Source organism: Nostoc sp. NOS(2021), from assembly GCF_017115025.1.
In the GTDB taxonomy this organism is placed as follows: Bacteria; Cyanobacteriota; Cyanobacteriia; order Cyanobacteriales; family Nostocaceae; genus Nostoc.
In genome coordinates, this window is sequence record NZ_JABXKM010000067.1 from 1 (window position 1) to 26943 (window position 26943).

A 26943-nucleotide genomic window follows, 5' to 3' on the forward strand; every position below is an offset into this window, starting at 1 on the left:
ACACCCGCTCGATTCTCAAACACTGTGCCACTGCTGATAATGTATGGAATGTGCGTACAGCCATCGAAGCATTAGCCAGCAATTTCCCAGATGACCCTGACATCCACTCGTTTCTCAAACACTGTGCCACTGCTGATAAATCTGATCAGTATGTGCGAGGTGCAGCCATCAAAGCATTAGCCAGCAATTTCAAAGATGACCCGGATACCCACTCGATTCTCAAAAACAGCGCCACTGCTGATAATGCATGGAATGTGCGATGTGCAGCCATCAAAGCATTAGCCAGCAATTTCCCAGATGACCCGGACACCCGCTCGATTCTCAAACACTGTGCCACTGCTGATAATGTATGGAATGTGCGATATGCAGCCATCGAAGCAAATGTGCGATATGCAGTCATCGAAGCCTTAGCCAGCAATTTCCCAGATGACCCGGACACCCACTCAATTCTCAAAGAACGCGCCACTACTGATAATATATGGCATGTGCGAGATGCAGCCATCCAAGCATTAGCCAGTAATTTCCCAGATGACCCAGACACCCGCTCGATTCTCAAAGAACGCGCCACTACTGATAATCAAGGGGATGTGCGAGGTGCAGCCATCGAAGCATTAGCGAAACACTTCAGAAATTAGTCTGAGTTGTTTGAAATTTACTACAACTGCGCTGTCAATGACCCCTTTGAGCGTAAGCAAGACTATGAAACCAACCCTCGGCGGGTTGCACTGGAGATAATTATCAAGCAATTTCCTCAACATCCCCAGACTTTGCCACTGTTGCGCGACAAAGCAGAGAATGACACAGATGAAGAAGTGCGAAAGTTTGCTCAACAGAAGTTGGCAGAATTAGAGAAGTAAAAGAGTTTCAAAAATATGAACAACACAGAAGTTCGTCAACAAATCAACCAATATCTAGATGGATTGTCTTCAGAATGCCTAGAACTGGTAGCTGACTTCTTAGCTTATCAGCAGATAAAGAAAGTGAAGACGCTACCGAATAGTTAGTTAATATTCCTGGATTTATTGAATCCTTCGAGAGGAGTAAAAAAGATGTTGCTGAGGGTGGGGTAAAAGACTGGAAGTTAAAAATTCGTAATTCGTAATTATGTTTCAGAAGAATGAAATATACAATAATTATTCAGTAGTCTGATGAAGATGAGTGTTTTGTTGTGAGTCTTCCTGAATGGGGAGAATTTTGTCATACTCACGGAGATACTTACGAAGAAGCTTTCAAAAATGCTCAAGAAGTTTTAGAAATGCTGATTGAATCATCTTTGGCTGACGCTCAACCTCTACCAGAGCCAAAAACGCTAGAAAAGTCGTTAAAAGTAGCATAACTTTAAAGTGCGTAGTTTACCGCACTTCTCTACGAGAGGCTTGTCTGCGACACGCTCCGCGAACGCCAACGGCAAGGCTCAGTGACCGCACTAGGCATCGCTTGCCATAAATCCAGATAATCTTAAACTCAGATTACATCATTAAACGAAAGTGTAGGTATTTGATTATAAACTTCTGCATTTTCTTCAATAGCTTGACGTATATCGTATTGCGTTTGTAAATTCAACCAAAACTGAGCGCTGTTACCAAAATAGCGAGATAAACGCAAAGCTGTATCTGCTGTAATAGTACGTTTTCCAGATAAAATTTCACTAATTCTTGTCTGAGCTACACCTATATCTTTGCTTAATCGATAAGGGGTGATATTTAGTGGCTCTAAAAATTCTAGTTGGAGGATTTCTCCAGGGTAGATATTTGGCAGACGGTTGTTGTTCATGATTATTTCCAGGCGTCAGTGGTAATCTACTATTTCAACTTCCGAAGCATTGTTTTCATCCGTCCAAACAAAGCAGATTCGCCATTGATCGTTAATACGAATACTGTACTGCCCTTTCCGATTGCCAATTAGCTTTTCTAAACGATTACCAGGTGGAACGCGTAAATCGTTAATTGATGTTGCAGCGTCAAGAATAAGCAGTTTTCGTAAGGCAGTTTTCTGGATATTGGGCGGATACTGAGAAGATGTAAAGCCCTCAAAGATAAGCTTTGTCTCTTCAGATTTAAAACTAACAACCACAATCCTATCGCTTTGCGTTACTATCGTCAAACGTTAGTATACACTTCAAGGCAATTTGCAAGTTCGCCTTGGTCAAAACCGCGACAACAGCAGGCTCTCAAATAAAAAGATGTGCCGCAGCTACGCCCGTCGTAGACATCGCATTTATTCTGGGCATCATATAGTTGGCAAATATTGCTACTTCATCTCTACTATCCCCAGGTAATTATACGATGTCATATCAAAATATTGCAGGCACTCTTTCTCCAGAAGATATACAAGAAATTAAAGCAGCGCTACAAATAATCGAACAAAAAATGCCCTTTCTCATTGCTTTAACTGCACAAGAACGACGTAAGTTATTCAAAATGGGCGACAAAAGCCTAGCTTTTGTTACCAATAGCGTCAACGCTGCTCAGTCTAACCGTGAAATTCTCCCACCCAGCTTTGACATTGAAGAATTGATCCGGGATTATCAACTAGCCACCACCCTCAGCGAACTTTTAATCTTAATCCGGCAACTCACCGAACAAGTAGATGATACCCTGTTGGCAGTCGGTAGCGAAGCGATGCTCGGCAGTTTGACAGTTTATGATTACGTCAAGACAGCAGCGAAAAAGACTCCAGGCTTAAAAACTGTAGCAGAACTGTTGAGCGATCGCTTTAAAGCTATTAGTAAAGGCAGAGCCGCAAAAACTACCGACTCTTGATAAATTAATACTCGTGAACGAGTCTTTGAACTCCATTCATCCACCTTTGATACTCGTGAACGAGTCTTTTAGCTCCATTCATCCACCTTTGATACTCATTAACGAGTCTTTTAGCTCCATTCATCCACCTTTAATACTCGTGGACGAGTCTTTTAGCTCCATTCATCCACCTTTGATACTCATTAACGAGTCTTTTAGCTCCATTCATCCACCTTTAATACTCGTGGACGAGTCTTTTAGCTCCATTCATCCACCTTTGATACTCATTAACGAGTCTTTTAGCTCCATTCATCCACCTTTGATACTCATTAACGAGTATTTGAGGATTACCAACAAATAAATTATCTAATCTTGTGGGGTGGACATCTTGTCCGCCCTTGGTTATGGACGAGCTAGACGCCATACGTGTTAACTTAACGTAAAAGCTAGTCTAGAAGCAGCATTTAGAGATTGTCTCGTTCCCAGTCGGAGACTGGGAATGCATAATGGGGGGCTGCCGCCTCAAGACTTGCGGCAGAGCCGCAATGAGGTGCATTTCCAGCCAGAGGCTGGAAACGAGGTTTTAAAAGGGTTTTGGCTTAGGTTGACACCAATGGCTAGACGCCCACCCCAAATTATTACCCAATTACCTCAGCAGTCTTCTTCTTATCCAACTTGAGAATCAACACACCCAAAGGTGGCAAACACAAATCCAGCGAATAGGGATGACTGTGCAAAGACCAATCATCCGTCCACTTACCACCTAAGTTGCCCATATTGCTACCGCCATACTGACGCGCATCACTATTGAATAACTCAGTATAAAATCCTTTTTGTGGTACGCCAATGCGGTAGTGAGAATGGGGTTGTGGTGTAAAATTACAAACGACGATCGCAAAATCATCAGAATCGCGATCGCGACGGATGAAGGAAACTACACTATGGCGGTTATCGCTACAGTCAATCCACTCAAACCCCGGTTGGGCAAAATCCTGAGTGTACAAAACTGGTTCAGAACGGTAGAGATGGTTCAAATCGTGGAAAAATGTTTTTAATCGTTGGTGGGCTTCATGCTGCAATAAATGCCACTCCAAATCTGCCCAAGCATTCCACTCACTCCACTGCCCAAACTCCATGCTCATAAACATGGTTTTCTTGCCTGGGTGAGCAAACATATAGCTAAATAAACAACGCACATTCGCTAACTTCTGCCATGTATCCCCCGGCATTTTACCGATGATATTGCTCTTACCATGCACTACTTCATCGTGGGACAGAGCCAGCATGAAGTTCTCGCTGTGGTTATACCACATACTAAAGGTGATATTGTTTTGATGGAACTGACGGAACCAAGGGTCCATGCTGAAGTAATCCAGCATATCGTGCATCCACCCCATATCCCACTTCAAATTAAAGCCCAGTCCGCCTGTATAGGTCGGCCAAGATACCATTGGCCAGGAAGTAGATTCTTCAGCAATTGAGAGAATGCCGGGGAAATAGCTAAAGATAATGTGATTTACCTGACGCAGAAAATCTGCTGCTTCTAGGTTTTCTCTGCCGCCGTACTTGTTGGGCAGCCATTCTCCAGGTTCGCGGCAATAGTCGTTATAGAGCATCGAGGCCACAGCATCGACACGAATCCCGTCAATGTGGTACTTGTCAAACCAGAAGAGGGCATTGGCTGCTAAAAAATTACTAACTTCATGGCGACCGTAGTTGAACACTAAAGTACCCCATCCTTTGTGTTCGCCCTTGCGGGGGTCAGAGTGTTCGTAGAGGTGGCTACCATCAAAGAAAGCTAAACCATGTCCATCTTTGGGGAAGTGACCAGGAACCCAATCTACAATTACCCCTAGATCATTTTCGTGACATTTGTCAACAAAATACATGAAATCTTCGGGGCTGCCAAAACGCGAGGTGGGGGCATAGTACCCAGTTACTTGATAACCCCAAGAACCATCAAAGGGATGCTCCGCAATGGGTAGCAATTCTAGATGGGTGTATCCCAATTCTTTGACATAGGGAATGAGTCGGTCTGCCAGTTCCCGGTAGGTAAGGAAGCGTGCGCCCGGCTTCAATTCTGAAACGGTAACTACAGGTTCAGTTTCACCATTGGGGAGTTGAGCTGGTTGGGCACTCGAAGCGTGTAACCAAGAGCCTAAATGCACTTCGTAGACTGAGACGGGCTGGGTGAGGGGGTCAGTGCGACGCCGCTTTGCCATCCAGTCTTCATCACTCCAACTGTAATTATCTAAATCAGTGACAATGGATGCCGTTTTCGGGCGGGGTTCCTGCTGGAAACCGTAGGGATCAGATTTTTCGTAAATGTGTCCTTCAAAATTTTTGATTTCATATTTGTAATGCTCTCCCACACCGATTTCAGGAATAAACAATTCCCAAACCCCGGTGGGGCCTTTACGCATCTGGTTTTTACGCCCATCCCAGAGGTTGAAATCTCCCAACAACGAAACATTACGAGCATTGGGTGCCCAAACAGCAAAATAAACGCCCTTAACCCCGTCTCTTTCCGTGGGGTGCGCTCCCAGTTTTTCATATATCCGGTGATGGTTGCCTTCACTAAACAAATGCAAGTCAAAGTCTGTCAAGTGAGGAGAACGGAAAGCGTAAGGGTCATAAATTACACGCTCATGTTCCCCCTCTTTAATCCGTAACTGGTAGTTTGCCAATTCTGCGGTTTCAATCGTGCATTCAAAAAAGTGGGGATGATGCACTGTTTGCATCGGATATTCCTTCCGTTGTTCGGGAAGAACAACCCATGCGGCACTTGCATTTGGTAGGTAGGCCCGCACAGCCCAGACAGTTTTGCCATCTTGTTCTATGGGATGAGAACCTAGTATTTCAAAGGGATCGTTATGCTGATTCCAAACGATGCTGTTAACCTGTTCAGGGGCGATCGTGGTTATGGACATGAAGCTACCTAAGTTAAATAACGTGATTGACTAAATCTACTTTTTTAATATCTATGTATATTCTTTACATTTACTTGCACTATTGTCGCCACAGTTATCCTACCTCAGAATTGGGCATTGGGCATGGAGCATTGGGCATTGGGCATTGGGCATTGGGCATTGCATTGCAGAAAGCTCTTGACTTTTGACCCTTGAGTAATCTATCAAAAATTTAAAAAGGGGAAAAACCGAAATAATGTTTTACGTAAGCGAAGCAAGAAAATCTGTTCTCGAATTCTGGGGTCTAGTTTTGGTGGCGGGACTTCTTGCAGCTGCGCTTGCAATTGGGCGTATTCGGCAGCTGTTAGGAATCTCCCATCAATAGGCGATCGCGCTTCTATGATAATCTTTGTCCGTAATATTTCTTCTGGTGTATCTTCTGGTGGCGGTAATCCTATTACGGCTGATCCCCAATAGCTACTTAACACAACCAACGTAGCACTAATCACGATTAAGTACAGTAATTGTATCGCCTTTCTCGCTTTAACTCTCCCCATCTCCTGAACTGCGTTCACAACGCAGGATGAAAATCTGTTTTTCCCATTCCCTATCCCAAAGTTACAAATTTTCCCAATAAAAATCTGGCAATATCAAGGGACATTACCAGGTCTCTCCTGATACGGAATAGACTACAGGGAATGCTCAAGAGCAATTGCCAGCGATCGATCGCGATGAATTGTTTTACCATCTCAAAACTCAGGAGTTTAAGCCATTCCAAACACCAAACGAGGGAAGTACCTTGCCCACAAAATGGCTTAGATTCACATAACTCAACTCCCTTGGACTTGGAACAAGGTTCCGTCAGGCGAGAATTCCAGGCGGACACTTGGTTGAGGACGTAACCCTCATCACCAGTGTCCTCTACTTGCTGCCCTACTTAGCTAATATTTGAGCAAACTCTAGGCTCTGATACACCAATAGAAAGCGTGCAGGTTTTTACGTGAACCTAATTAATTCAAGCTATGCGGTGACGAGCGTTGTTACTAAGCTGTTTTGGGCATGATTTAAACTAAAGCTGATAGATAGCTTATTTAGGAGTAGCTGCGGGAGTAGGTGCTGTAGTAGCTGCGGGAGTAGGTGCTGTAGTAGCGGCAGGGCTAGACGCAGCAGGAGGTGCATCAGTTGGTTCACCTGTAGCAGCGGGAGTACTAGTAGTGGTACCAGCACCATCACCACCACCTTCACAGGCTCCGAGAATTGCAGCCAGACTTAACATTAGAGCCAAACCAAAGATTTTTGTTTTCATAACTCCTCTTTCACCAATTGTGGCTAGAACAATTTTTCGCCTGTTGAATACGATACCGTATTTATTGCTTTTTTTAAATTCTGCGAGATTACATACTTAAAAAAAAACAATCCTTTGGCGTATTCTTTTTGGGATTACATATCATACAGCCATCTGATTAGATTCTCTTAACTCAGGAGCAAAACGGAAATGACCAAGTTTTTTAGCAAACCGAGTTATCATAGCAAAAAATTTTATTTTTTTCACGGAGTATTGCATCTTGCTGCCCCGCGTTGCCATACTTTAGGTGCGATACCTAAAGGGCAGGCTGTCCAGTTGCTAATCGCTGATTGCAAACATTGCAATATCTAGGAGGATGCAAACATTGGTACACCTACCTATCAGAACAGTTAAAAGGGTGTAGTCTGTTATGTGTGCTTGTTGCACAGAAGGTGATTTTAACCTAATCAAAAACAGACAATCAAGACAATCAATCTAAAGTACAGTATTTCCCATCTAAAAAAAATTATGGTAGTTGCTCGTAAATCTGCTGTTTCTACAAGGGGTAATTGGTTCCGGCGAGATTCTATCCTTTCTTTAGGGAGGCGACGCTCTGCGCGTATGGAGTCAGCAGCACGGAGCGCTTCTACACTAGCTACCCAAGCCGTCCCAGTATCCTCTCGAAGACAACAGCGTTCCTCGAAAAATCTCGCGGTTTCTCTCACAAATGAGGCAGTTATACCCAAATCGGTGAAAGAGTTGGGTAGACAACAACTGCGAAATCTCAATGAGCAGTCGAGTGCGAACCAGAAGAGTCCGGGGGTAGGTTTTCTTTCGCTTCCCACAATGCCTAATTCGGGAGCGGCACCTTTGTGGTTGCTGCGCTTGTACACCTTTCATCGTTATTCAACAGTTTTGGCGTTCTTGTTAGTAGCATCGACGCTTGCTGTTTATGGCTGGACGGTATATTCCCAAGAGCTTTGGAGTCAGTCATATCGCAGACTCCAAAGCCTCCAACGTCATGAGCGGCTGCTAATGACAACCAACGCGACGCTGACAAATAAAATGGCTCAGGAAGCAGAACAACCAACAACAGGGCTGGTATCGCCGACTCCTCAAGGAATGATTTTCTTGCCTCCAGCATCTTATAGTCCTAAGCCAGCATCGTCTAACACAACTAACACAACGCCAAATTCGGAAACGCAACAGCAAACACTCTCGCCACTGGGATACTAATTTGTAATTCGTAATGACACTCTCTACCAGACCAAGGCGTAGCTTGCTTCTTTGCAGGAGTACGAATACTCGCTAACGTAATTCAGAAAGTCAGATTTACAGCAATTTTTAGGTAATTAAACCATACTGTAGAGCGAACAGATGTGCAGAAGTCACCAAGCAGAACAAAATTCAGAAAGTTTCGGAATCCAACATTCACAAGGCGACAAAAGGGTTATAAAAGAGGGCTTTTGGGAAAATTAGCCTCTAATATCCAAGATCAAACATCCAACACCAAGTCTCGACTGTTCATAGTATGGGGCGTATTAATGGCAGCAGGGTTGGGGTTGGGTGTCAAATTGTATAACCTACAAATTGTCAAGGGCCCAAAGTTAACAGAGCAGGCACGAAACCAGCAAATGGTGAATTTGCGACCTTTTATGCCCCGTCGCCCGGTGGTAGATCGCAATACTAATCTATTGGCGATTGACCGTCCTGTATATACTTTGTACGCTCATCCCAAGCTGTTTGATAAGTCTAATGAAGATATGGCAGAGCGACTTGCCCCAATATTGGCAAAAGATCCTGCGGAATTGGTGAAAACTTTTCAAGGCAAAAGAAGCGGAATTATACTTGCCCCAGCCCTACCGGAAGAAATTATCGATCGCGTCATCTCTTTGCGCTTAAATGGCTTGGAGTGGATTCAAAAATACTCCCGATATTACCCCTCAGACGATTTGGTTGCTGATGTAGTGGGCTATGTGAATGTTGACCGCCGTGGTCAAGCAGGTGTGGAATACTCTCAAGAGAAGTTGCTAGAACGTCCTGTGCAAACGGTGCGGCTCAGTCGGTCGGGTAATGGGAACCTGATGCCGGATCATGCCCCTGAAGGTTTTTTGCATTTTGATGATTTGCAACTGCAACTCACTATCGATAGCCGTCTGCAACGAATTGCTCGGACTGCGCTCAAACAACAGATGCAGAAGTTTGATGCCAAACGTGGAGCGGTAATTGTCATGGATGCGTTGGATGGTTCTTTACTCGCCCTCGTTTCTGAACCTACCTATAACCCTAATGAATACGCTAAAGCTAATATTTCGCTATTTAAAAACTGGACGGTGGCGGATCTTTATGAACCGGGATCGACTTTTAAGCCTTTGAATGTGGCGATCGCTCTGGAAAATGGCGTCATCAAAGCAGATGATATGTTTAATGACTCCGGCTCTATTCAAGTAGCTAATTACACCATTAAAAATGCTGAGAACAATGGTTACGGGCGGATCAACATCGCTCAAATTCTGCAACATTCTAGCAACATTGGCATGGTGCAAATTATCCAACGCTTAAAGCCTTCAATCTACTACAACTGGCTAGAACGTTTGGGGCTAGGACAAAAAGTTGATACAGATTTACCTTTTGAAGTTGGCGGTCAGCTCAAAAGTCCAGAAGAATTTATCGCTTCCCCAATTGAAGCAGCTACTACTTCCTTTGGGCAAGGCTTTTCCATGACACCGTTACAGCTAGTGCAAATGCACGGGGCTTTAGCCAATGGCGGTAAGTTGGTAACACCCCATATAGTTCGGGGGCTGATTGATAGCAAAGGGCAGATGCATGATTCACCCACTCGCGCCATCCCACGCCAAATTTTCTCCGCCGCAACAGCCCAAAAGGTTGTGGAAATGATGGAAACTGTTGTTACTGAAGGCACGGGCAAGGTGGCACAAATTCCGGGATATCGGATTGCTGGTAAAACTGGTACAGCCCAAAAAGCTAGTCCCTCTGGCGGCTACATCAAGGGTGCTAGAATGACCAGCTTTGTGGCTATTTTGCCCGTGGAATCTCCTCGCTATGTAGTGTTCGCACTGGTGGATGAGCCAAAAGGAGAAAGTGCCTATGGTGCTACTGTCGCCGCACCAATTGTGAAATCGGTGATTGAAGCACTGATTCCTCTTGAGGAGATTCCGCCAAGTTCTGCGATCGAGCAACGGACGGAAGTGCCGTAGGGAGTGGGGAGTGGAGTTCAAAGACTCATTTCTAGCTAGAGTGAGGTTTGCGCTTGAGTGCTGCAAATAAAATTACAACAGCACCGAACGACAAAATAGGAACACTTGAAGTTGGTTCAGCTACAGAGACAGATGAGATTGGCGTCAAAAGGAAGGCGTGTAATTCACCATTAACTGCACCACGACCGACAATTTGTCCATTATTATTAATGGCAGATGCTACTGTCAAGGTAAAGCCAGACTCGGAACCAGGAGCAATTAGGTCATTCAGGTCGTACAGAGTGTTATCACTATAAAGAAAAGCCTGCAAACCATTGCCATCTGCTGCATAAAAGTTATTGTTAGTGCCAGAAAACCCGACTACTTGACCCAAATTATTGATCCCGTTAGCAAGACTGAACAAATCTGTAGGACGTAATCTACCGAGGTCTTGGAGTCCCGTGCTGGAGGTGTACAGAAAAGCACGACCATCATCTACTCCAGTGAGTCCCGAAGTACCAACTACTTGTCCTGAGTTATTAATATCAGATGCTGAACTGTAGTTGTCACCTGGCAAAGTTCCCAAGTTAGTAGTTTGGCCGTTTTTGTACACAAAAGCTGTGTTTGAATTGAGAACGCCCACTACTTGTCCCAAGTTATTTAAACCGTAGGCAACAGTACCAAGAGTTCCTATGCTGGTTGCTATACCATCGCTGTACAAGAAAGGCCCAAGTTTGCTCGCTCCACCTACTACTTGGGTGCGATCATTAATGGCATAAGGAATAGCATTTTGGATCGGGAGGGGTTGGGTGATGCCATTGCTGTACAAAAAAGGGTTATTTCCAGTAGAGTTATTACCAACCGAATTACCAACTACTTGCCCCAAGTTATTGATACCAGTCACTCCAACTTGATTATCACCAGGCAACGGACTAATTTTTTTGAGCGAACCATTGCTGTAAAAAAAAGAATCAGAACCGTCTAAAGAATTAATGGCTACCTCACCTGAGTCATTGATGTCTGAAGCATAACTGTTGGCTTCTCCTGTAAGACTGCCTAAGTCAGTCAGTGAGTATAGAGATACCGCCAATGCCGACTTGGATGCAGTAAGACTGATTGCGGTCAAGGCTATTGCTGTTATACAGGATTTCCACTTAAGTAAATGCATATTACTTTTCCATGATTTTCTATTCCCCTACCAAATTACCATTGAACAGTAGAGTGATAACCTGCTGTATCTGGGTAATCGCTAAATACGCCATCAACACCTAAGCTGAAAAATAGTTCATATTCCCCTTGGGGATTTCCTTGAAAGTCCAGTGGCAAAAAGCAGTCTTCATTGCGGAAAGTCCAGACATGAACCAGCAAACCAGCCGCATGAGCATCTGTGACTAAAGATGTGGGCGATCGCAATTTACCATTGCTGTCTCTAGGAACCAGTAAATTTTTATGAACGCCAACCGCCTGTGCATATTTAGCAATCTCCCTTAAACCTGACGCAGTTGCTAAATCTGCATAGGTGCGTTCATTGCCACTAACTGCAAAATCATCAGGTTTCCCACTGTTATTTAGCAATTGCACCAGAGGTAAATCAGTCTTTGTAGATAAATCTTGTAAATTACTCACTTCAAAAGACTGAATAAAAACAGGTGCATTAGCTCCCTGATAACCGTTGACTGTCAAAGTTGCAAGTAGGGGTGCTTCTAGGGCTAACCCGATAGATTTAAAGTAAGTTGGGTGCTTAGTTTCTGGGTAAATGCCGATCGCCCGATTAATTTCGGCACTTTTACCCTTGACTAAATTGATAATTTCTTGGAGCGTGGGAATTTCTAAGAGTCCATCATAGGCGATATTTTGCGATCGCAGTTGAGGAATTCGCTCTTTAGCTCGTAGTGTTTTCAATTCTACAAGGGTAAAGTCTTCAGTAAACCAGCCTGTTTTGGATTCGCCATCTATTATTTTGGTGGTTTGACGGTGAGCAAATTCTGCATGGCTAGCAACGTCGGTGGTTTCCGAAATCTCGTTTTCGTGACGAGCAATTAAAACACCGTCTTTGGTGGAAACTAAATCAGGTTCAATATAATCAGCCCCTAGTGCGATCGCTAACTCATAAGCAGCTAAAGTATGTTCTGGACGATAGCCGCTAGCCCCTCGGTGGGCAATGATAATTGGAGATGCATCTTGCAAAGTCGTAGTCATTACTTTACCCACCGACAAGAGAAGCAAGCTATCCGTAGCGTCTGGTAGAGTTGCAGTGCGTTACTAGGGTTTAACGCTGTAGCCACTTACGTCAACCAATCGATATCCTTCACCAACTAGTTTGTCAAAAGTCGCTTGATACTCATCTGAAGTCAATCCATGTCGCGCCTCCCAAGCTGGACTGTCTGACTTCTCCCAAATAGCGGCGTATCGGTTTTGTCCGTTGACATTATAACCACTAACGTGAACTAATCGATATCCTTCACCAACCAGTTTGTCAAAAGTCGCTTGATACTGGGCTGAGGTCAATCCATGTCGTGCTTGCCAAGCTGGGCCGCCAGACTTTATCCAAATAGCAGCGTATCGGTCTTGTCCGTTCACAGCATAACCACTGACATCAACCAACCGATATCCTTGACCAACCAGTTTGTCAAAAGTCGCTTGATACTGGGCTGAGGTCAATCCATGTCGCGCCTCCCAAGCTGGGCCGTCTGACTTCTCCCAAATAGCGGCGTATCGGTCTTGTCCGTTCACAGCATAACCACTGACATCAACCAACCGATATCCTTGACCAACCAGTTTGTCAAAAGTCGCTTGATACTGGGCTGAGGTCAATCCATGTCGCGCCTCCCAAGCTGGGCCGTCTGACTTCTCCCAAATAGCGGCGTATCGGTCTTGTCCGTTCACAGCATAACCACTGACATCAACCAACCGATATCCTTGACCAACCAGTTTGTCAAAAGTCGCTTGATACTGGGCTGAGGTCAATCCATGTCGCGCCTCCCAAACCCCAGCGCCAGACTTCACCCAAATAGCGGCGTATCGGTCTTGTCCGTTAGCGATTGCTTGTCTTGTGCCATGAGGAATTTTCTGTAACTGGATGACATTTTGAGCAAGTACCTTTGTGTTTGTCTCAGTATTGCTCACACTACTAGCAAAGTTGCTGGGAGTGGCAAAAGCGGAACTGACTAAAGTTGAAAGTAACACTGCACTAGAGGCAGTAAATGTTAAAGAGCGGTTCAACATATTAGTAAAACAAATCTCTAAAAATGTATTGGATTTTTGGGCTGCACTACTAAATAGGTTGGCATTTGTTTTTTTATGCAATACCAGATAGCAGTGCTGACAATTGTGGATACTCTTGATTTACAGACGATTCCGTAATTTATAATACTGCTATTATGTTTGTATACTTTAGGTATATTGTGCTATGTGGATTTTAGTCTATAATACTTAATATATTAAAATTACTTATATAATAAAAAATTATTTTGAGTGGTTGAACAAGGAATGATTGATTGTTAGGAAACGCTGTAGGTAAAATGTTAGGTTTAGCGATGGATGGGACGATTGGTATTAAATTAATTAACCTAGAAAAGTCATAGTGTTTGCCCAACGTACCTCTGTTAATGGCAAACTTATTAGCCAAACCCGATTTTTATATGAAGTACCTTGACCCGACGACGGTTAGTCGCGGCTATCTAAAGAAAGCCTGCATAGGCAGGTTTGATCATCTTTAAATTGTATTCGCTAGGTATTTTGTAATAATTCTAATGACACAGATTAAGCCGGAAGTAAAGCGCACAGAAGAATTACGCCAGTTATTGCAACAAGCCAGCTATGCTTATTACGTCCTAGATGCTCCAATCATGGAGGATGCAGTCTATGACCAGCTATATCGAGAATTGCAACAACTGGAAATTCAATATCCAGAATTGGCGACTCCCGATAGTCCGACTCAGCGCGTAGGTGAGCTTAAACATACGCAGTTTACCTCGGTGCGGCATAATATCCCGTTGTACAGTCTGGAGAATGCATTCAATATTGATGAATTGCAAGCATGGGATCAGCGTTGGCGGCGACAAGTATCTAAAATAGACTCAGTGGAATATGTCACTGAACTCAAAATTGATGGTTCTGCTTTGGCTCTTACCTACCAGAATGGCATTCTAGTCAGGGGTGCAACTAGGGGTGATGGGGCGACGGGTGAAGATATCACCCAAAATGTGCGGACAATTCGCTCAATTCCCTTGCGTTTGAATTTTGAAGGGTTAGAAATTCTGGAAAGGGTGGAAGTGCGAGGCGAGGCGTTTTTGCCTTTGAAAGTATTTAAACAAATCAACGAGGAAAGGCAAAAAGCAGGTGAGCAATTATTTGCTAATCCCCGTAATGCCGCAGCTGGTACACTCAGGCAACTAGACTCCCGTATTGTCGCTAAACGGCGGTTAGATTTCTTTGGCTACACCTTGCACATTCCTGGTAGAGATGACACCAGTATTGCCAATACCCAATGGGAAGCATTGGAGTTGTTAGAAAAGATGGGTTTTCGCGTGAACCCCAACCACAAACTGTGTGCCTCGATCGCAGAAGTGGCAAAATATTATGAATACTGGGATACGGAACGGCTGAATTTACCCTACATGACTGATGGGGTAGTAGTGAAGCTGAATTCTTTTAAACTTCAGGAACAGCTAGGGTTTACGCAGAAATTCCCCCGCTGGGCAGTAGCATTAAAGTATGCAGCCGAAGAAGCGCCTACCCGTGTGGAAAATATTGCTGTAAATGTGGGACGAACGGGGGCGTTAACGCCGTTAGCCGAGATGCGCCCTGTACAACTGGCGGGAACAACAGTTTCCCGCGCGACTTTACATAATAGCGATCGCATTGCTCAATTAGACATCCGTATTGGCGATACTGTGATTGTCCGCAAGGCTGGGGAAATCATCCCAGAAGTGCTGAGGGTAATCAAAGAACTCCGTCCCGCTGACACCGTACCCTTCGTTATGCCTACCCATTGCCCAGTCTGCGGCCAACCTGTGGTGCGAGAATCAGGTGAGGCGGTGACTCGGTGCGTCAATGCTTCTTGTGCAGCGATTCTCAAAGGTTCCATTGAACATTGGGTAAGTCGTGATGCCTTAGATATTAAAGGTTTAGGCGAAAAATGCGTCCATCAACTCGTTGATAAAGGTTTGGTGCATTCCGTTGCCGATTTGTATAAGTTGACAGAAAGCGAAAGCAAATTGTGTGAATTAGAAAGGATGGGGAAAAAGTCGGCAGAGAAATTAATAGATGCGATCGCTCAATCAAAAAATCAACCTTGGTCAAGGGTATTATATGGTTTAGGCATCCGTCACGTTGGCAGTGTGAATGCCCAATTGTTGACTCAGAAATATTTCACTGTAGACCAGTTAGCTACAGCAAAGCAATCAGATATTGAAGGAATTTACGGTATTGGTGCTGAAATTGCCCAATCTGTCTATCAGTGGTTTCGGATTGATGCCAACCAAACTTTAATAGAACGCTTGCAAGCAGAAGGATTGCAATTAGCTGTCACAGAAGAAACAAAAACATTTAATGATGGTAATCAAAAGTTTGCAGGTAAAACTTTTGTAATTACGGGAACATTGCTAACCTTAAAGCGAGATGAGGCTAAGGCTTTGATTCAAAAAGCTGGTGGAAAAGTGACTGATTCAGTGAGTAAAAAAACAGATTATTTAGTGTTAGGAGAAGATGCCGGTTCTAAATTAGAAAAAGCCCTCTCATTGGGAATTACGCAGTTAAGTGAGGCGCAATTGTTAGAGATGATTGAAGATTGATACATATAGCAGGGAACTCTTAAGTAAGTCAACTTAATTAAACATAAAATGCTTTCAGGCTCGTAGTAGCGCTTTAGCGCTCAGGACTTACGCAAGATGTGACCGAAAACCTTATTCTTGCGTAGCGGTAATTCATGAATTACCGCTACTGTCGTTATCTTTTGCGTAAGTCCTGGCGCTTTAGCGCTACTACAAACGTTTTACTTTTTTTAGGTTGAACTACTTAACAGGGTTGAAAGTCTCTTGGTGTCAGTGTTTTCTGATTAGCTGATGTCAACCGCTACCTGGCAACTGCTATATCTGGCCAACCCGTAATACCATTTCTTTTTGAAGATGCGCCTATAGAACTTACCCAAAACCGCGCTATAGGGGCAATTCATGAATTGCCCCTACGTGAATAAAGCGCAACCTCACATAGAATTGGTATAACGCTCATATCAATGTTTATGGAAAATATCATTTTGAGTTTGAGCATATTGGCAATAAACGTACCTTCATAACCCTGTGCCAGCCAACTTTCAGCCTTAGCGATCAAAATTTTCAATTTACAAAGGCGTATTAGATCCAATCCGCTTGGGTTAAGGCTTGATCCTCCCTAACCCTCCTTTTTAAGGAGGGAATTAGAGCAAGCCTTAAAAAGGGGAGCCAGTCTGCTGCCCAGAGTTTTGCTTCTCGCAGGGTGCGGAGGATTAAGCAGTCTAAAATAACGTGAATTCAATGGCTTATTTATTAGAGTGTCCACCTAATTAGCTCAATCAAAGTTTTACTACGCAAAAGCGTCCCTCTCCGACTCGGAGAGGGACAGACTGGAACTTTAGTTCAAGGCAGGGAGAGGTTCGTCGAACTCACGTTCAAATATGATCACTTAATACTACTGTAAATTTATCGACTTATCGTATAATAATTTCCAGATGCGATCGCTTCCTTTGATATGTAGCCATTAAGTGCAAGCAACATACCAAAGGAAACGGACGAGTGCGAACACCGCCCTATGGATCAAACTATGGAGAATTCACATGAGCAACAAACACATTGAAGTCAAACAAGTAGCCGGTTTCATCGGTGCCGAAATCAGTGGCGTAGACTTGTCGCGTCCTTTGCACGATGATGCAGTCAAAGAAATTCGTCAAGCACTATTGAAGTGGAAAGTCGTCTTCTTTCGCGGTCAGAACATCGATCATGCTGCACAGGTTGCATTCACGGCTCGTTTCGGCGAAGTTACCTACGCGCATCCGCACGAAGATGAGCCAATTGAAGGCTTCTCAGAAATCCTGCCGATTGACCGCAGCCGTTACGAGCGGCGGAATGGTCTGCGGCGTTCCAGCTACGAGAGTCGCTGGCACACCGATGTGACAGCAGTTGTCAACCCACCTGCGGCGTCGATTTTGCGTGCGGTTAATGTCCCTAGCATCGGTGGTGACACACAGTGGACTAATCTAGTCGCAGCCTACGAGGGTCTGTCAGCACCACTGAAAGCGCTGGCAGACACATTGAAAGCCGAACATCGCTTCAATGCGCGTTTGAATCTACCCAGCAACAGCAAGCTCGCCCAGCGCATCGCAGCCAATCCCCTGGTTTCTCACCACCCAGTAGTAAGGGTTCATCCTGAGACTGGTGAACGCGCATTGTACGTGAATCCTGGCTTCACCTCGCACATTCTTGACGTGTCACGACAAGAGAGCGACCTGTTGCTTGAGTTGTTCTTCAACCAGATCACCAAGCCCGCCTACACCACCCGCTTCCGCTGGAACAACGGTGACATTGCCTTCTGGGACAACCGCGCCACCTCGCATTTGGCCCCTCAGGATCTGGATCATCTGGAAGTCGAGCGCGTCCTCTATCGCACCACCATCACGGGTGATGTTCCAGTCGGGCCCGATGGTTTCCGCTCGCAAGTGGTTGAAGGTGAGGCATTCAGCAGCGAATTACCAACCATCTTGAAGAACCAAGCCGAGAAGTTGGAAGCACAACCAGTGCTTTCGTAAGCTACAGAGTGGTAGGCAACAGTTGCGGAATATGTTCGTAGCCCGTTTACCCCCTTAAGTATCTAGCTGACTTTTCACGGTAAGTCCTCAAACCACGAAACAGCGTGGCTTTTTCCACAGCCTAATTCTCAATAGTTATAAGTTAATGAAAATAGCTAACGTAAAAATCAGGGCTTGAGAAACCCTCAAAATGACCTTTTCCACATGCCGTGAAAAGTCAGCTATAATTCAAGCTGATCTTAGAAAAGAACTGGATAGATAGCTATTTTCCCTAAGAGGGTGTTTTAAAAGTGGTGGCTGATGTATCAAAAACTTTAGATTTTCCTAAATCCTCCTTAAAAAGCAGGACTTTGAGAAAGTTATTCCCCGCTTTTGAAGGCTCGATCGGGGGGATATCAATACAACCGTAGACTTTTCAAACATCCTTAAAGGAGAGCGATCGCATTTTCCTGTCTTATACAGCAGATTTCGGCTTGGTGCAGTACAAAAACTAAGTCTTCAAGTTCAGATATAAAGCCTGTTTTACTCTTGACTCCTAAATTACGCTATATTTACCTTAAAAATTGTTAAAGGAAAATTTGGAGTTTTACTAAATAAAATTAATGTCTGAACAAAAGCCCGTAAGTCCCTGGAACTACAAACCTTGGTGGTGTCAGCCCTGGTCTATAATTCTCACAGGTGTAACACTGATTGCTGGTAGTTGGTTACTATTTAAAACTATTTGGCTAACAGTTCTCGTCTCTATCCCTGTAGTAACGTGGATGGGATTTTTTGTGTTTTTTTGGCCGCAACTAATTATTCGCAGTGGGATTTTGGAGCCGTATAAAGAGTAACTTGAGCTTGATGTGATACTGTAAAATACTCCAGGTAGAGAAAAATATTCCAGCGTTTTCAGAGATTTAGCAGCAAAGTTACGTGCAGCAGAAGAGAGAAGTTTATTTAACGATTCATACTGCTGATGTAACAGTTTTCCTGGAATAATTTCCAGTGTATCTATCAGGTAGTAGGTGAGTCTTCTTCAGGCTAGATTTCATCTATGCTGAGTACCCACGGTATACCTTTGTCAGCTGGAGGGCAGATGAATTACAGCAAAAATTTTTGTTGTGGAGGGAATCAAGAGTGCGATCGCACAAAAAATCTTTGAGTAAAAATGGTATATATTCAAAGATTGTGCTTGCGCTTTGGTGAATTTATAGGACTTACGCATAAGAGATCCCCCAACCCCCTTAAAAAGTTGGCTCTTTAGATCCCCCCTTTTTAAGGCAGGGCTGAAATTTTCCAGGCTTTGAGTTTCCCTATATCGGATCATCTTCGCCTAGACGCGCAGAGATGATCAAGACTGTGCTGCAAAGTTAAGCGATCGCACATTTTTATTTTTGCGTCAGCAGCATCTGGTAGAGAACAGACGGGAAGTAGAAGTTCTGAGGGTTGGAAGCCGGCCTTCGTAACTTCCGTGCATTTATACAAATTGGTAGTATCAAAAATATCAATTTTTGACGAAGAACTCTGGCAGTATAATAAGTTTTGATAATTTTTAGCTGATATTGATGATTTCAACCTGGCTTTGAGCAAAAGACCTTGTAAGCATTTACATACCAGGGAATTTGCACAGTGAAAGCTAGGGTGACATGAACAACAGAGCAAACCAAAGGCATGAAGAACATCATGCAATACAATATTTCTCTATATTCAAGCGAATGTTGATTTTTGTTGCAGAGATGTTTAGATCATGCAGCTTTGATGCTGTCGAGGTAATCCTGCGGTTGTTGCAAAATTTCCAGCCTACCAGACTTTCCTGGCTAAGGCTCAAAAACTCATCTGTGAAGACACAAGCTGCTCCTCTACCTGAAAATGAAGCAGAAAGGCTCAAAGCATTGGCGGACTACAATATTCTGGATACCCTACCCGAACAAGCATTTGATGACTTAACTGCTCTTGCTGCCTACATTTGTAAGACTCCAATTGCTTTAATTAGCTTAGTTGATGGCGATCGGCAATGGTTTAAATCTCAGGTTGGACTAGAAGCTAGGGAAACACCCAGAGAGTTGGCTTTTTGTGCCCATGCCATTCTTCAACCAGACGATATATTAGTGGTTCCCAACGCCATCAAGGACGATCGCTTTAATAATAATCCCCTAGTCAAAGGTAATCCCAAAATTCGTTTTTATGCTGGTGCCCCACTAGTTACACCCAATGGTTTTCCCATCGGAACATTGTGTGTGATCGATACCATTCCTCGTCTTTTAAGTGACCAGCAGTTAGATGCACTGCGCCGCCTAAGTCGTCAGGCGATCGCTCAGATGGAACTCATTCAGGAAGTTCGCAACCGCAAACAATCAGAGATCGAAGGAAGGCAGTTATCGCTGACGGATGAATTAACAGGTTTGCATAACCGACGTAGCTTCTTCCTGATGGCTGAACAACAGTTAAAAATTGCTTACCGCATAAAAGCGTTGTGCTGGGTAATCTTCATTGATTTAGATGGACTAAAACAGATTAACGACACTCTTGGTCACGACATAGGAGATGCCTTGATTGTTGATGCTGCTCAATTACTCAAGCAAAGTTTTCGGAACTCGGATATTGTTGCCCGCTTGGGTGGAGATGAGTTCATTGTTTTCATCTCCAGCTACTTTCAGGATGCTGATAGTATCCAAGCGTGTCTGCAAGTAAATATCGCCAACTTTAATCAACAGCAAAACCGTAGCTATGAACTTTCGATGAGTATGGGAATAGAGTGTTACTCACCAGAAAGTAATATGTCACTAAAACAACTAATTGCCAGGTCTGACGAATTAATGTATGCTGATAAACGTCTCAAGCGGCAATCTATTGCATGATGGGGACGGGGAAACAGGGATATATTGAATAGTTCTAAAATATTGGGAGATGCTGTACAAGAAAGGTGCGCGTAGGCGTAGCCTGTGGTAGACATCGCTCTTTTGCATTTCTCCTACCCTATGCCTGAAAAGTGCTAATTTACTACCTGGCTGCCATGACTGCGGGGGTCATCTTGACTAACCATTGGTGCGACTGGGGCTGAAAATTTGGAAACTTTCCCGCTAGCTTGAGCATAGGGGAGAGACGAACCAGTAACCAAAGCCTCTAAGTTACTAGCCATAATCGTGCGGGGTTGATCACCGATCGCTTGGGCGATGGTTTCCCCTTGCTGACTCAAAAATACAAAATGGGGAATCCCATCCACCCGATATTTCAACATCTCTGGTAGCCACTTCGTATTATCCACATTTAGCATGACAAAATTCATCTTGTCAGCATACTCTGTTTCAAGTTGAGTGATATCTGGGGCCATTTTTTGGCAGACAGTACACCAATCAGCATAAAATTCTACTAAAGATGGTTTGCCGTTGCTGACGGCTACTTCTAGCGGTGTGGACGAATCGCTTAATTTGGCAAGGGAAGCCGAGGTTGTTTCAGTTCTCAATCCTAAGACGAGGGCAACGCTAAGAGCGATCGCTACCATTACAATTAAGAAGTTTCTCAAACGCTTCCCGAATGGAGATTCAGACTTATCTGGAGAATTAACAGGTGAATCAGTACTCATAACAGAATTATTAAAACTTATTAAGCAATTTCTTCTTCAGTTTAGCTGACTCCAGCCCCTCTTTAACTCTCCACCTTTAGCTAATTCGCCGGCAGCCCCCGTCCTAGCAATTTTTCATCTTTTTAATACGTAATTTGATACTCAAAATGGGTATTACAAATAAGTACTTGAGATGAAATAGGTTTTAAAAGATGATTTTAAGCTTCAGAAATATCAGCGCTGTGTGTGCGGTATTTTTATTAGTCAGCGTTAGCAGCTTTCATAAGTCAGCCATAGCTACTATAAACAACCAGTCTCTACTGATAGCACAGCAGACTAAAACCCAGCCACACCCAGTTTTTAAATCTATTTTGCCCAAATTAAAGCAAAAGACTCAAATTAAGATTTTATTGCCGAAGTTTATTCCTGAGTCGGATGGGGAAAATCCAATTTACGCGACTATAGAAGCTGCTACGCCAAAAAACTATGATATTTTACTGGGTTTCACTCCCGACTGTTATGGTGCTTCTGCTTGTCGTTTGGGCGCTGTTTCGGCTGAAGCCGTAACCCACAAAACACCCCGCCTTAGTGGTAAACGTGTATCCTTAACTAAGGGAATCACTGGCTATTTTGTAGATTTTACTTGTGGTGCTGGTTGCTCGGATGCTACCTTGACTTGGCGGCAACAGGGTGTGCAATATGTTGTTGGGCTAAAAGCAGGCGATCGCACTTCTTTGGTAAAAATGGCTAATTCTGCGATTAATCCCTAGCTAACGTCAGAGTTCGATTTTACTTCCCAGTGAAACAGCCGTGGCAATTGAGACACATCTATGGCGTAGTTAACAATCCACATCACCAATTCAAAAACCAACACATATCGTACCCACTGCAACTCGCTTTTAGCTTCCATTAGTGTCAAACCTTCATACAACTGCCAGAAGCGGTAAGGCAGGTATATATAAGGAACCATCACCCACACTACATTTTGCAACTGCCTAAGCGTCACTATCTCAGAGATGATTTGCAACCCTAATACGATAAAATACCAACCAAGCACAGCTAACACACTGCGATCGCCCCACCATACACCCCACAATAGCATGGCCACTAATGGCGGCACTATTGCTAGTAGTTGCACTGAGCCAAACCAGATTTTATACCAATCGGGAAATGGTAGAGGTAGGGTATAGGGCTTTGTGTGTTTCCACCCCCAGTTGACAACCACAATAAAAAGTGTGGCAATTAGGAAAAAGACGAGATTTTCTAGGAACAGATAGAGGTTGATGTTTAAAGAAGTCACGTCGCTTCACTCAGAATTCAAAATTCAAAATTCAAAATTAACAATCCCCATAAATATATTTAGTTGCTCTGTATCCTTTTCTTTTTCGGTCATAAGGGTATTATCAAGCTATGATGTTTGTGGCTTCAGTAAATAAATATACTTATACCGATTCTCAATTGCATGGAATACAAACTACTCGTAGGTGCACAGTCAACTTAAGACCTGGCGAATAGAATTCGCGGCTACACAAACGAACGCGAACAGCGTCTCGTAGAGAAGTCCACCTCCGTGGACTAATACAAAATCAAGGGTTTTTAACCCACGCAGGTGGGTTTTGCTTGTGTAGACGCGGTTTATAACCGCCCTTTTAACGTTAAGTTGACACGCATGAGCAATGCTGTGCCCCTACCATCTCTTGCATCCAAACGAAAACTGCTATAGTCTCTACAATAAAACATTTACTAAGGAGCTACGAAAAATATTTCAACTTTTGTTTGCTCTATTTTCTTGTATTACATGAATAATTGATGGCACTAAAGAAATAACTATAATTAATCCAATAATCGGTAACAAATACTTATCCACTTGTTCCGGTGGCAGAGATTTTCCTAAGAAAAACCCTAACATGGTGATGCCGAATGTCCAAAGAAAGCCACCGATTAAGTTGTAAGACATAAATGTTCGATAATGCATCGCACCAATCCCAGCCACAATCGGCGCGAAAGTCCGTACAATGGGTAAAAAACGTGCTAAAACAATCGTTTTTTTACCGTGCTGTTGATAAAAATTTTGGGTTTTAACTAGATGTTTTTTACGAAACAACCATGAATCTTCTTTTTGAAATAGTCTTCTGCCAAATTTATGCCCAGTAAAATAGCCAACATTGTCACCTAAGACTGCACAAATAAAAGCACCAAAAATCAGAACCCAAATGTTTAGTAAATTCTGAGATGCGACAAATCCAGCAGTGAACAATAAACTATCTCCAGGCAGAAAAAAACCAATTAACAAGCCAGATTCAGCAAAGACAATTGCCCAGACCCCAAAGTAGCCAATTGATTTAATCAGCTGTGGTAAATCTAAATGCATAGAATTTCTTACCTTTCAACAATAGATCCACAACATCTTAACGTTTAGTAATTTTCCTGAATAAAAAGTAATATTAAATTTACGTAAAGTTATTGTGTAATTTTGGGAAATGTCATCACAGATGGCAGGTTTTGGGTTATATGTGCAAGATGCGAAGATATTTGAAAGTACTAAGACTATTTTGGAGTGCTGCGATCGCAGCAGAGTTAGAATATCGGATTAACTTTTTCATAGCTACCCTCAGCAGCTTGGGAAATCTTGTCGGCAGCCTTTTTGGTCTATTCTTGTTTTACCGAACTGGCTACACTTTTAGTGGCTGGTCATGGGAAGCTGCTTTAGTAGTTCTAGGAATTTTTACCTTACTCCAAGGATTTTCTGCTACGTTTCTGGCGTCGAACTTGAATCGCATTGTCCGCCATGTACAGCAAGGCACTTTGGACTTTATATTATTAAAACCTATCCGCAGTCAGTTTTGGCTTTCCACCCATACCCTTTCACCTTGGGGACTGCCTGATCTAGTTTTTGGTAGTATTATTATTGACTATGCAGGTAAACGCCTCGGTGTAGGGATAGACGGCTATCTACTTGGTATGCTGCCGTTATTGTTTAGCTTGGTGATTTTATACAGCCTGTGGTTTATGCTGGGAGCGACGAGTATCTGGTTCGTCAAAATATACAACGCTACCGAAGTGTTGCGTGGTTTATTAGAAGCTGGACGATATCCCATCGCCGCATATCCCACTGCTTACCGCTTTTTCTTCACCTTTGTGATGCCAGTAGCTTTTTTAACTACCATACCAGCCCAAGCGCTGTTGGGTCGGAGTGAAATTAACTGGTTGATAGGTGCGGCAATATTAGCAGTAGCGTTGTTTTTGGTTTCCACTTGGTTTTGGCGGTTTGCGTTGCGCTTTTATACTAGTGCTTCGAGTTAGAGAGATATGAAAAGTAATCAAATTCCTCCTGGAAGGTTTGGTATACCTATATTAGGTGAAACTGAGTTTAAAGGTTATCACGTTCCTGCTGGTTGGCAGTTGCTTTATTCAATTGTGATAACTCATAGCCTAAAGGAAATCTATCATGAACCAGAGCGTTTTGATCCAGATCGTTTCAGTCCCCAACGCCAAGAACACAAAAAGTATCCTTTTAGTTTAGTTGGTTTCGGTGGTGGGCCACGCATCTGTATTGGTATAGCCTTTGCCAAAATGGAAATGAAGATTATTGCTGCCCACCTTCTACGCAATTATCATTGGGAGATATTACCCAATCAAAGTTTAGAAACAGTGTTCTTTCCCAGCAATCGCCCCAAAGATGGGTTACGGGTTCGATTTCAACCTCGGTGAAATGTTTTATGGCATCTCAAATAGACATACATTTGCCTAATGGAGTTTTAGAACGCTTGCAAAATGTGAAAGATTTTGTGGGCGGAAGCGTTAAATCTCTAAGTAACTCAGCACAACAAGTTGGGGAGTCTTTGAATACAACAACTGATAGAGCAATTAATACGGTTACAACAAGCTTAGAGCAAACTTGGCAAACTGCTGATAAATTTAAGAGTACAACATCGGGAGCAGTTAAAGATGTAATGGCATCTTCTGCAAGTGATTGGCTGACACAACACCCGATATTTTTTAGGTTAGTTCAAATACTAGGTTGGGGAGCTAATCACCCAATTATTAGTATAGTGATTTTGCTGTTTGCACTTGCCCTACTTTGGAGCATCATCAAAGCAATTGTCCGCTTGATTGAAACAGCTAGTTGGTCAATACTCCAAGTACCGATAAAATTACTTCAGGCTTTGATTAAAGTTAGTTTTCTATCCTTAGTTAAAGTTGGGAGTTTTGCTATTCAACGAATCACAGGCGCTAAAAAAACTGATAATCTGCCTACTTTATTACCTGAAAGTTTTCAACCAAATAAACAACAACGATTAGCAGAAATTTCTCATCGTTTAGAAGCAATTCAAAAGGAACAAAATCAGCTTTTACAAGAAGCAGCAGACTTGATTGCTACCGACACAATTGATATAGAAATCTCAAAAATTAAACAGCTAAAAAGCGCTGAATCACATCTTGGCTGAGTTCGGCTGTTGAATCGGAAGCGACAATACCACCTTTTTGCATAGCGTATATAGTAGTCAGCTTGACGGGGATTCATCTAAGACGAGTAATTGAGGCTGTCCTATTAAAGCACGTGCGATCGCTAATTGTTGCTGCTGTCCCCCACTCAAATCACCACCCATCCGCGAAAGCATGGTTTTTAACACCGGGAATAAGCTAAAAACTTCCTCTGGAATTTCTGCTTTTTTTACTGGTTTGCGCCTAGCCTACGATTCTTTCTTAACTGAACCGTATTGGATTAGAATGACAATAAGATTCAGTTGTAGTCTGTGTAGGGTAAGAAGACAAAGCAAATGACCCAAACGACGAAAACTCAAAAACTGCTGACCTTTGAGGAGTATCTTACCTATGACGATGGTACAGACACGCGCTATGAGTTGGTGGATGGAGAACTAGTCGAGATGCCACCTGAAAGTCAGGAAAATAGCAATCTGGCAAGATTTCTATTCGTTGAACTACTAAAACATTTCCCCTTTTATTTAATTGCTCACAAGGATACAGAAATTGAGGTGGCGGGGCGACGGGCGAGATGTCGTTTACCTGACTTAATGGTTCACACAGAAGAATCTTATGCTGCCCTTATCGGTGCTACTCGTGCTACCCTCACCCGTGATATGCCGCCGCCTGCGCTAGTGATTGAAATTGTTTCTCCGGGAACAGCGAACCGCGTTCGTGATTATCGCTACAAGCGGACGGAGTATGCCGCTAGGGAAATATTGGAATATTGGATTGTTGACCCACAGATGCAACAAATTACGATTTGCCAGTGGGTGGAGGGGCAGTATGAGGATAAGGTATTTACAGGTGCGACTTGCATGGAATCAGTGGTAATTACTAATTGTGCGCTAACAGTAGAACAGGTGTTTAAGAGCGCAAACCGACCAGAATTACCAGGCGAATAGAAAGTGCGAGCGAGTTTTTCATTCTTGCTTTTGTTCCATATCAACCTTTAAAATGTGATATTAGTACGATAGGTTACTAATAAAAAGTTAACTTTAT

Annotated in this window: 29 protein-coding genes and 1 pseudogene; 17 read left to right on the forward strand and 13 right to left on the reverse strand. The window is 43.3% G+C overall.

Annotation, left to right across the window (positions count from 1 at the left end; translation table 11 throughout):
• The 4 genes and pseudogenes from HWQ41_RS07945 to HWQ41_RS07960 form a co-directional block, all read left to right on the forward strand.
• The coding region (locus tag HWQ41_RS07945; RefSeq protein WP_292761278.1) for a HEAT repeat domain-containing protein at window positions 1-635 on the forward strand (635 nt) is incomplete at its 5' end.
• Window positions 636-641: 6 nt separating this feature from the next.
• Entirely contained in the window at window positions 642-857 is a 216-nt protein-coding gene (locus HWQ41_RS07950) for a hypothetical protein (RefSeq protein WP_292761280.1), read from the forward strand.
• Window positions 858-872: 15 nt separating this feature from the next.
• The gene (locus HWQ41_RS07955) at window positions 873-1004 is read left to right on the forward strand and encodes a hypothetical protein (protein ID WP_292761282.1); all 132 of its coding nucleotides are present in this window, start codon (window positions 873-875) and stop codon (window positions 1002-1004) included.
• Window positions 1005-1117: 113 nt separating this feature from the next.
• Window positions 1118-1336: pseudogene (locus HWQ41_RS07960) on the forward strand (type II toxin-antitoxin system HicB family antitoxin).
• Window positions 1337-1464: 128 nt separating this feature from the next.
• Here the strand turns inward: HWQ41_RS07960 and HWQ41_RS07965 are convergent.
• Both HWQ41_RS07965 and HWQ41_RS07970 read right to left on the reverse strand, forming a co-directional pair.
• Complete coding sequence (locus HWQ41_RS07965; RefSeq protein WP_292761283.1) at window positions 1465-1773, reverse strand: HigA family addiction module antitoxin; 309 nt, start codon at window positions 1771-1773, stop codon at window positions 1465-1467.
• Between the two features lie 15 nt (window positions 1774-1788).
• Window positions 1789-2073 (reverse strand): type II toxin-antitoxin system RelE/ParE family toxin, encoded by a 285-nt coding sequence (locus tag HWQ41_RS07970; RefSeq protein WP_292761285.1) that lies wholly within the window; start codon window positions 2071-2073, stop codon window positions 1789-1791.
• A gap of 212 nt (window positions 2074-2285) precedes the next feature.
• Between HWQ41_RS07970 and HWQ41_RS07975 the strand changes: the two genes are divergently transcribed.
• Window positions 2286-2762, forward strand: coding sequence for a hypothetical protein (locus tag HWQ41_RS07975; protein WP_292761287.1), 477 nt, complete (start codon window positions 2286-2288; stop codon window positions 2760-2762).
• Between the two features lie 617 nt (window positions 2763-3379).
• Here HWQ41_RS07975 and glgB read toward each other — a convergent pair.
• A complete protein-coding gene (gene glgB, locus HWQ41_RS07980) occupies window positions 3380-5671 on the reverse strand; it encodes a 1,4-alpha-glucan branching enzyme (RefSeq protein WP_292761289.1) in 2292 nt (763 codons plus the stop codon).
• Window positions 5672-5724: 53 nt separating this feature from the next.
• Between glgB and HWQ41_RS07985 the strand changes: the two genes are divergently transcribed.
• On the forward strand, window positions 5725-5859 hold the full coding sequence (locus HWQ41_RS07985; protein ID WP_292761291.1) for a hypothetical protein: 135 nt from the start codon (window positions 5725-5727) through the stop codon (window positions 5857-5859).
• A 15-nt stretch (window positions 5860-5874) separates the two neighbouring features.
• On the opposite strand, the gene HWQ41_RS07990 is transcribed toward HWQ41_RS07985, so the two are convergent.
• From HWQ41_RS07990 to HWQ41_RS08000, 3 genes are all read right to left on the reverse strand, one after another.
• Complete coding sequence (locus HWQ41_RS07990; protein ID WP_292761362.1) at window positions 5875-6207, reverse strand: hypothetical protein; 333 nt, start codon at window positions 6205-6207, stop codon at window positions 5875-5877.
• 50 nt (window positions 6208-6257) lie between these two features.
• The gene (locus HWQ41_RS07995; protein ID WP_292761293.1) at window positions 6258-6536 is read right to left on the reverse strand and encodes a hypothetical protein; all 279 of its coding nucleotides are present in this window, start codon (window positions 6534-6536) and stop codon (window positions 6258-6260) included.
• Window positions 6537-6737: 201 nt separating this feature from the next.
• Entirely contained in the window at window positions 6738-6956 is a 219-nt protein-coding gene (locus HWQ41_RS08000) for a hypothetical protein (protein ID WP_292761295.1), read from the reverse strand.
• A gap of 507 nt (window positions 6957-7463) precedes the next feature.
• On the opposite strand from HWQ41_RS08000, the gene HWQ41_RS08005 reads away from it, so the two are divergent.
• Both HWQ41_RS08005 and HWQ41_RS08010 read left to right on the forward strand, forming a co-directional pair.
• Window positions 7464-8171 carry a hypothetical protein gene (locus HWQ41_RS08005; RefSeq protein ID WP_292761296.1) on the forward strand — a complete coding sequence of 236 codons (708 nt, stop codon included), beginning with the start codon at window positions 7464-7466 and terminating at the stop codon, window positions 8169-8171.
• Between the two features lie 143 nt (window positions 8172-8314).
• Complete coding sequence (locus tag HWQ41_RS08010) at window positions 8315-10153, forward strand: penicillin-binding protein 2 (RefSeq protein WP_292761298.1); 1839 nt, start codon at window positions 8315-8317, stop codon at window positions 10151-10153.
• Window positions 10154-10184: 31 nt separating this feature from the next.
• Here HWQ41_RS08010 and HWQ41_RS08015 read toward each other — a convergent pair whose 3' ends face one another.
• The 3 genes from HWQ41_RS08015 to HWQ41_RS08025 all read right to left on the reverse strand — a co-directional run bounded on the left by HWQ41_RS08015 (window position 10185) and on the right by HWQ41_RS08025 (window position 13357).
• On the reverse strand, window positions 10185-11300 hold the full coding sequence (locus HWQ41_RS08015) for a DUF3466 family protein (RefSeq protein WP_292761301.1): 1116 nt from the start codon (window positions 11298-11300) through the stop codon (window positions 10185-10187).
• A gap of 35 nt (window positions 11301-11335) precedes the next feature.
• Window positions 11336-12331 carry a glycerophosphodiester phosphodiesterase gene (locus HWQ41_RS08020; protein ID WP_292761303.1) on the reverse strand — a complete coding sequence of 332 codons (996 nt, stop codon included), beginning with the start codon at window positions 12329-12331 and terminating at the stop codon, window positions 11336-11338.
• 63 nt (window positions 12332-12394) lie between these two features.
• Window positions 12395-13357, reverse strand: coding sequence for a hypothetical protein (locus HWQ41_RS08025; RefSeq protein WP_292761305.1), 963 nt, complete (start codon window positions 13355-13357; stop codon window positions 12395-12397).
• Between the two features lie 527 nt (window positions 13358-13884).
• Between HWQ41_RS08025 and ligA the strand changes: the two genes are divergently transcribed.
• From ligA to HWQ41_RS08045, 4 genes are all read left to right on the forward strand, one after another.
• A complete protein-coding gene (gene ligA, locus HWQ41_RS08030) occupies window positions 13885-15927 on the forward strand; it encodes an NAD-dependent DNA ligase LigA (RefSeq protein WP_292761306.1) in 2043 nt (680 codons plus the stop codon).
• A gap of 1016 nt (window positions 15928-16943) precedes the next feature.
• Window positions 16944-17912, forward strand: coding sequence for a TauD/TfdA family dioxygenase (locus HWQ41_RS08035; protein ID WP_292761308.1), 969 nt, complete (start codon window positions 16944-16946; stop codon window positions 17910-17912).
• Window positions 17913-18514: 602 nt separating this feature from the next.
• Window positions 18515-18745: a DUF6737 family protein gene (locus tag HWQ41_RS08040; RefSeq protein ID WP_292761311.1), complete on the forward strand. Its 231-nt coding sequence runs from the start codon at window positions 18515-18517 to the stop codon at window positions 18743-18745.
• Window positions 18746-19540: 795 nt separating this feature from the next.
• A complete protein-coding gene (locus tag HWQ41_RS08045) occupies window positions 19541-20752 on the forward strand; it encodes a sensor domain-containing diguanylate cyclase (protein ID WP_292761313.1) in 1212 nt (403 codons plus the stop codon).
• Between the two features lie 134 nt (window positions 20753-20886).
• Here the strand turns inward: HWQ41_RS08045 and HWQ41_RS08050 are convergent, their stop codons facing one another.
• Window positions 20887-21477, reverse strand: coding sequence for a thioredoxin family protein (locus HWQ41_RS08050; protein WP_292761316.1), 591 nt, complete (start codon window positions 21475-21477; stop codon window positions 20887-20889).
• Window positions 21478-21668: 191 nt separating this feature from the next.
• Here HWQ41_RS08050 and HWQ41_RS08055 point away from each other — a divergent pair, with 191 nt between their 5' ends.
• The gene (locus HWQ41_RS08055) at window positions 21669-22226 is read left to right on the forward strand and encodes a hypothetical protein (RefSeq protein ID WP_292761318.1); all 558 of its coding nucleotides are present in this window, start codon (window positions 21669-21671) and stop codon (window positions 22224-22226) included.
• Here the strand turns inward: HWQ41_RS08055 and HWQ41_RS08060 are convergent.
• Both HWQ41_RS08060 and HWQ41_RS08065 read right to left on the reverse strand, forming a co-directional pair.
• Window positions 22223-22756: a hypothetical protein gene (locus tag HWQ41_RS08060; RefSeq protein ID WP_292761321.1), complete on the reverse strand. Its 534-nt coding sequence runs from the start codon at window positions 22754-22756 to the stop codon at window positions 22223-22225. The genes HWQ41_RS08055 and HWQ41_RS08060 overlap by 4 nt on opposite strands.
• A 465-nt stretch (window positions 22757-23221) precedes the next feature.
• Window positions 23222-23827, reverse strand: a complete 606-nt coding sequence (locus tag HWQ41_RS08065; protein ID WP_292761324.1) for a VTT domain-containing protein — start codon at window positions 23825-23827, stop codon at window positions 23222-23224.
• Between the two features lie 149 nt (window positions 23828-23976).
• On the opposite strand from HWQ41_RS08065, the gene HWQ41_RS08070 reads away from it, so the two are divergent.
• The 3 genes from HWQ41_RS08070 to HWQ41_RS08080 are packed head-to-tail and all read left to right on the forward strand — an operon-like array spanning window position 23977 to window position 25904.
• Window positions 23977-24759, forward strand: coding sequence for an ABC transporter permease (locus tag HWQ41_RS08070; protein ID WP_292761326.1), 783 nt, complete (start codon window positions 23977-23979; stop codon window positions 24757-24759).
• A 6-nt stretch (window positions 24760-24765) separates the two neighbouring features.
• Window positions 24766-25167 carry a cytochrome P450 gene (locus HWQ41_RS08075; protein WP_292761327.1) on the forward strand — a complete coding sequence of 134 codons (402 nt, stop codon included), beginning with the start codon at window positions 24766-24768 and terminating at the stop codon, window positions 25165-25167.
• A gap of 8 nt (window positions 25168-25175) precedes the next feature.
• Window positions 25176-25904, forward strand: coding sequence for a hypothetical protein (locus HWQ41_RS08080; protein ID WP_292761330.1), 729 nt, complete (start codon window positions 25176-25178; stop codon window positions 25902-25904).
• 57 nt (window positions 25905-25961) lie between these two features.
• Here the strand turns inward: HWQ41_RS08080 and HWQ41_RS08085 are convergent, their stop codons facing one another.
• The gene (locus HWQ41_RS08085) at window positions 25962-26078 is read right to left on the reverse strand and encodes an ATP-binding cassette domain-containing protein (RefSeq protein ID WP_292761333.1); all 117 of its coding nucleotides are present in this window, start codon (window positions 26076-26078) and stop codon (window positions 25962-25964) included.
• A gap of 159 nt (window positions 26079-26237) precedes the next feature.
• Here HWQ41_RS08085 and HWQ41_RS08090 point away from each other — a divergent pair, with 159 nt between their 5' ends.
• On the forward strand, window positions 26238-26846 hold the full coding sequence (locus HWQ41_RS08090; RefSeq protein WP_292761335.1) for a Uma2 family endonuclease: 609 nt from the start codon (window positions 26238-26240) through the stop codon (window positions 26844-26846).
• Window positions 26847-26943: the final 97 nt, after the last annotated feature.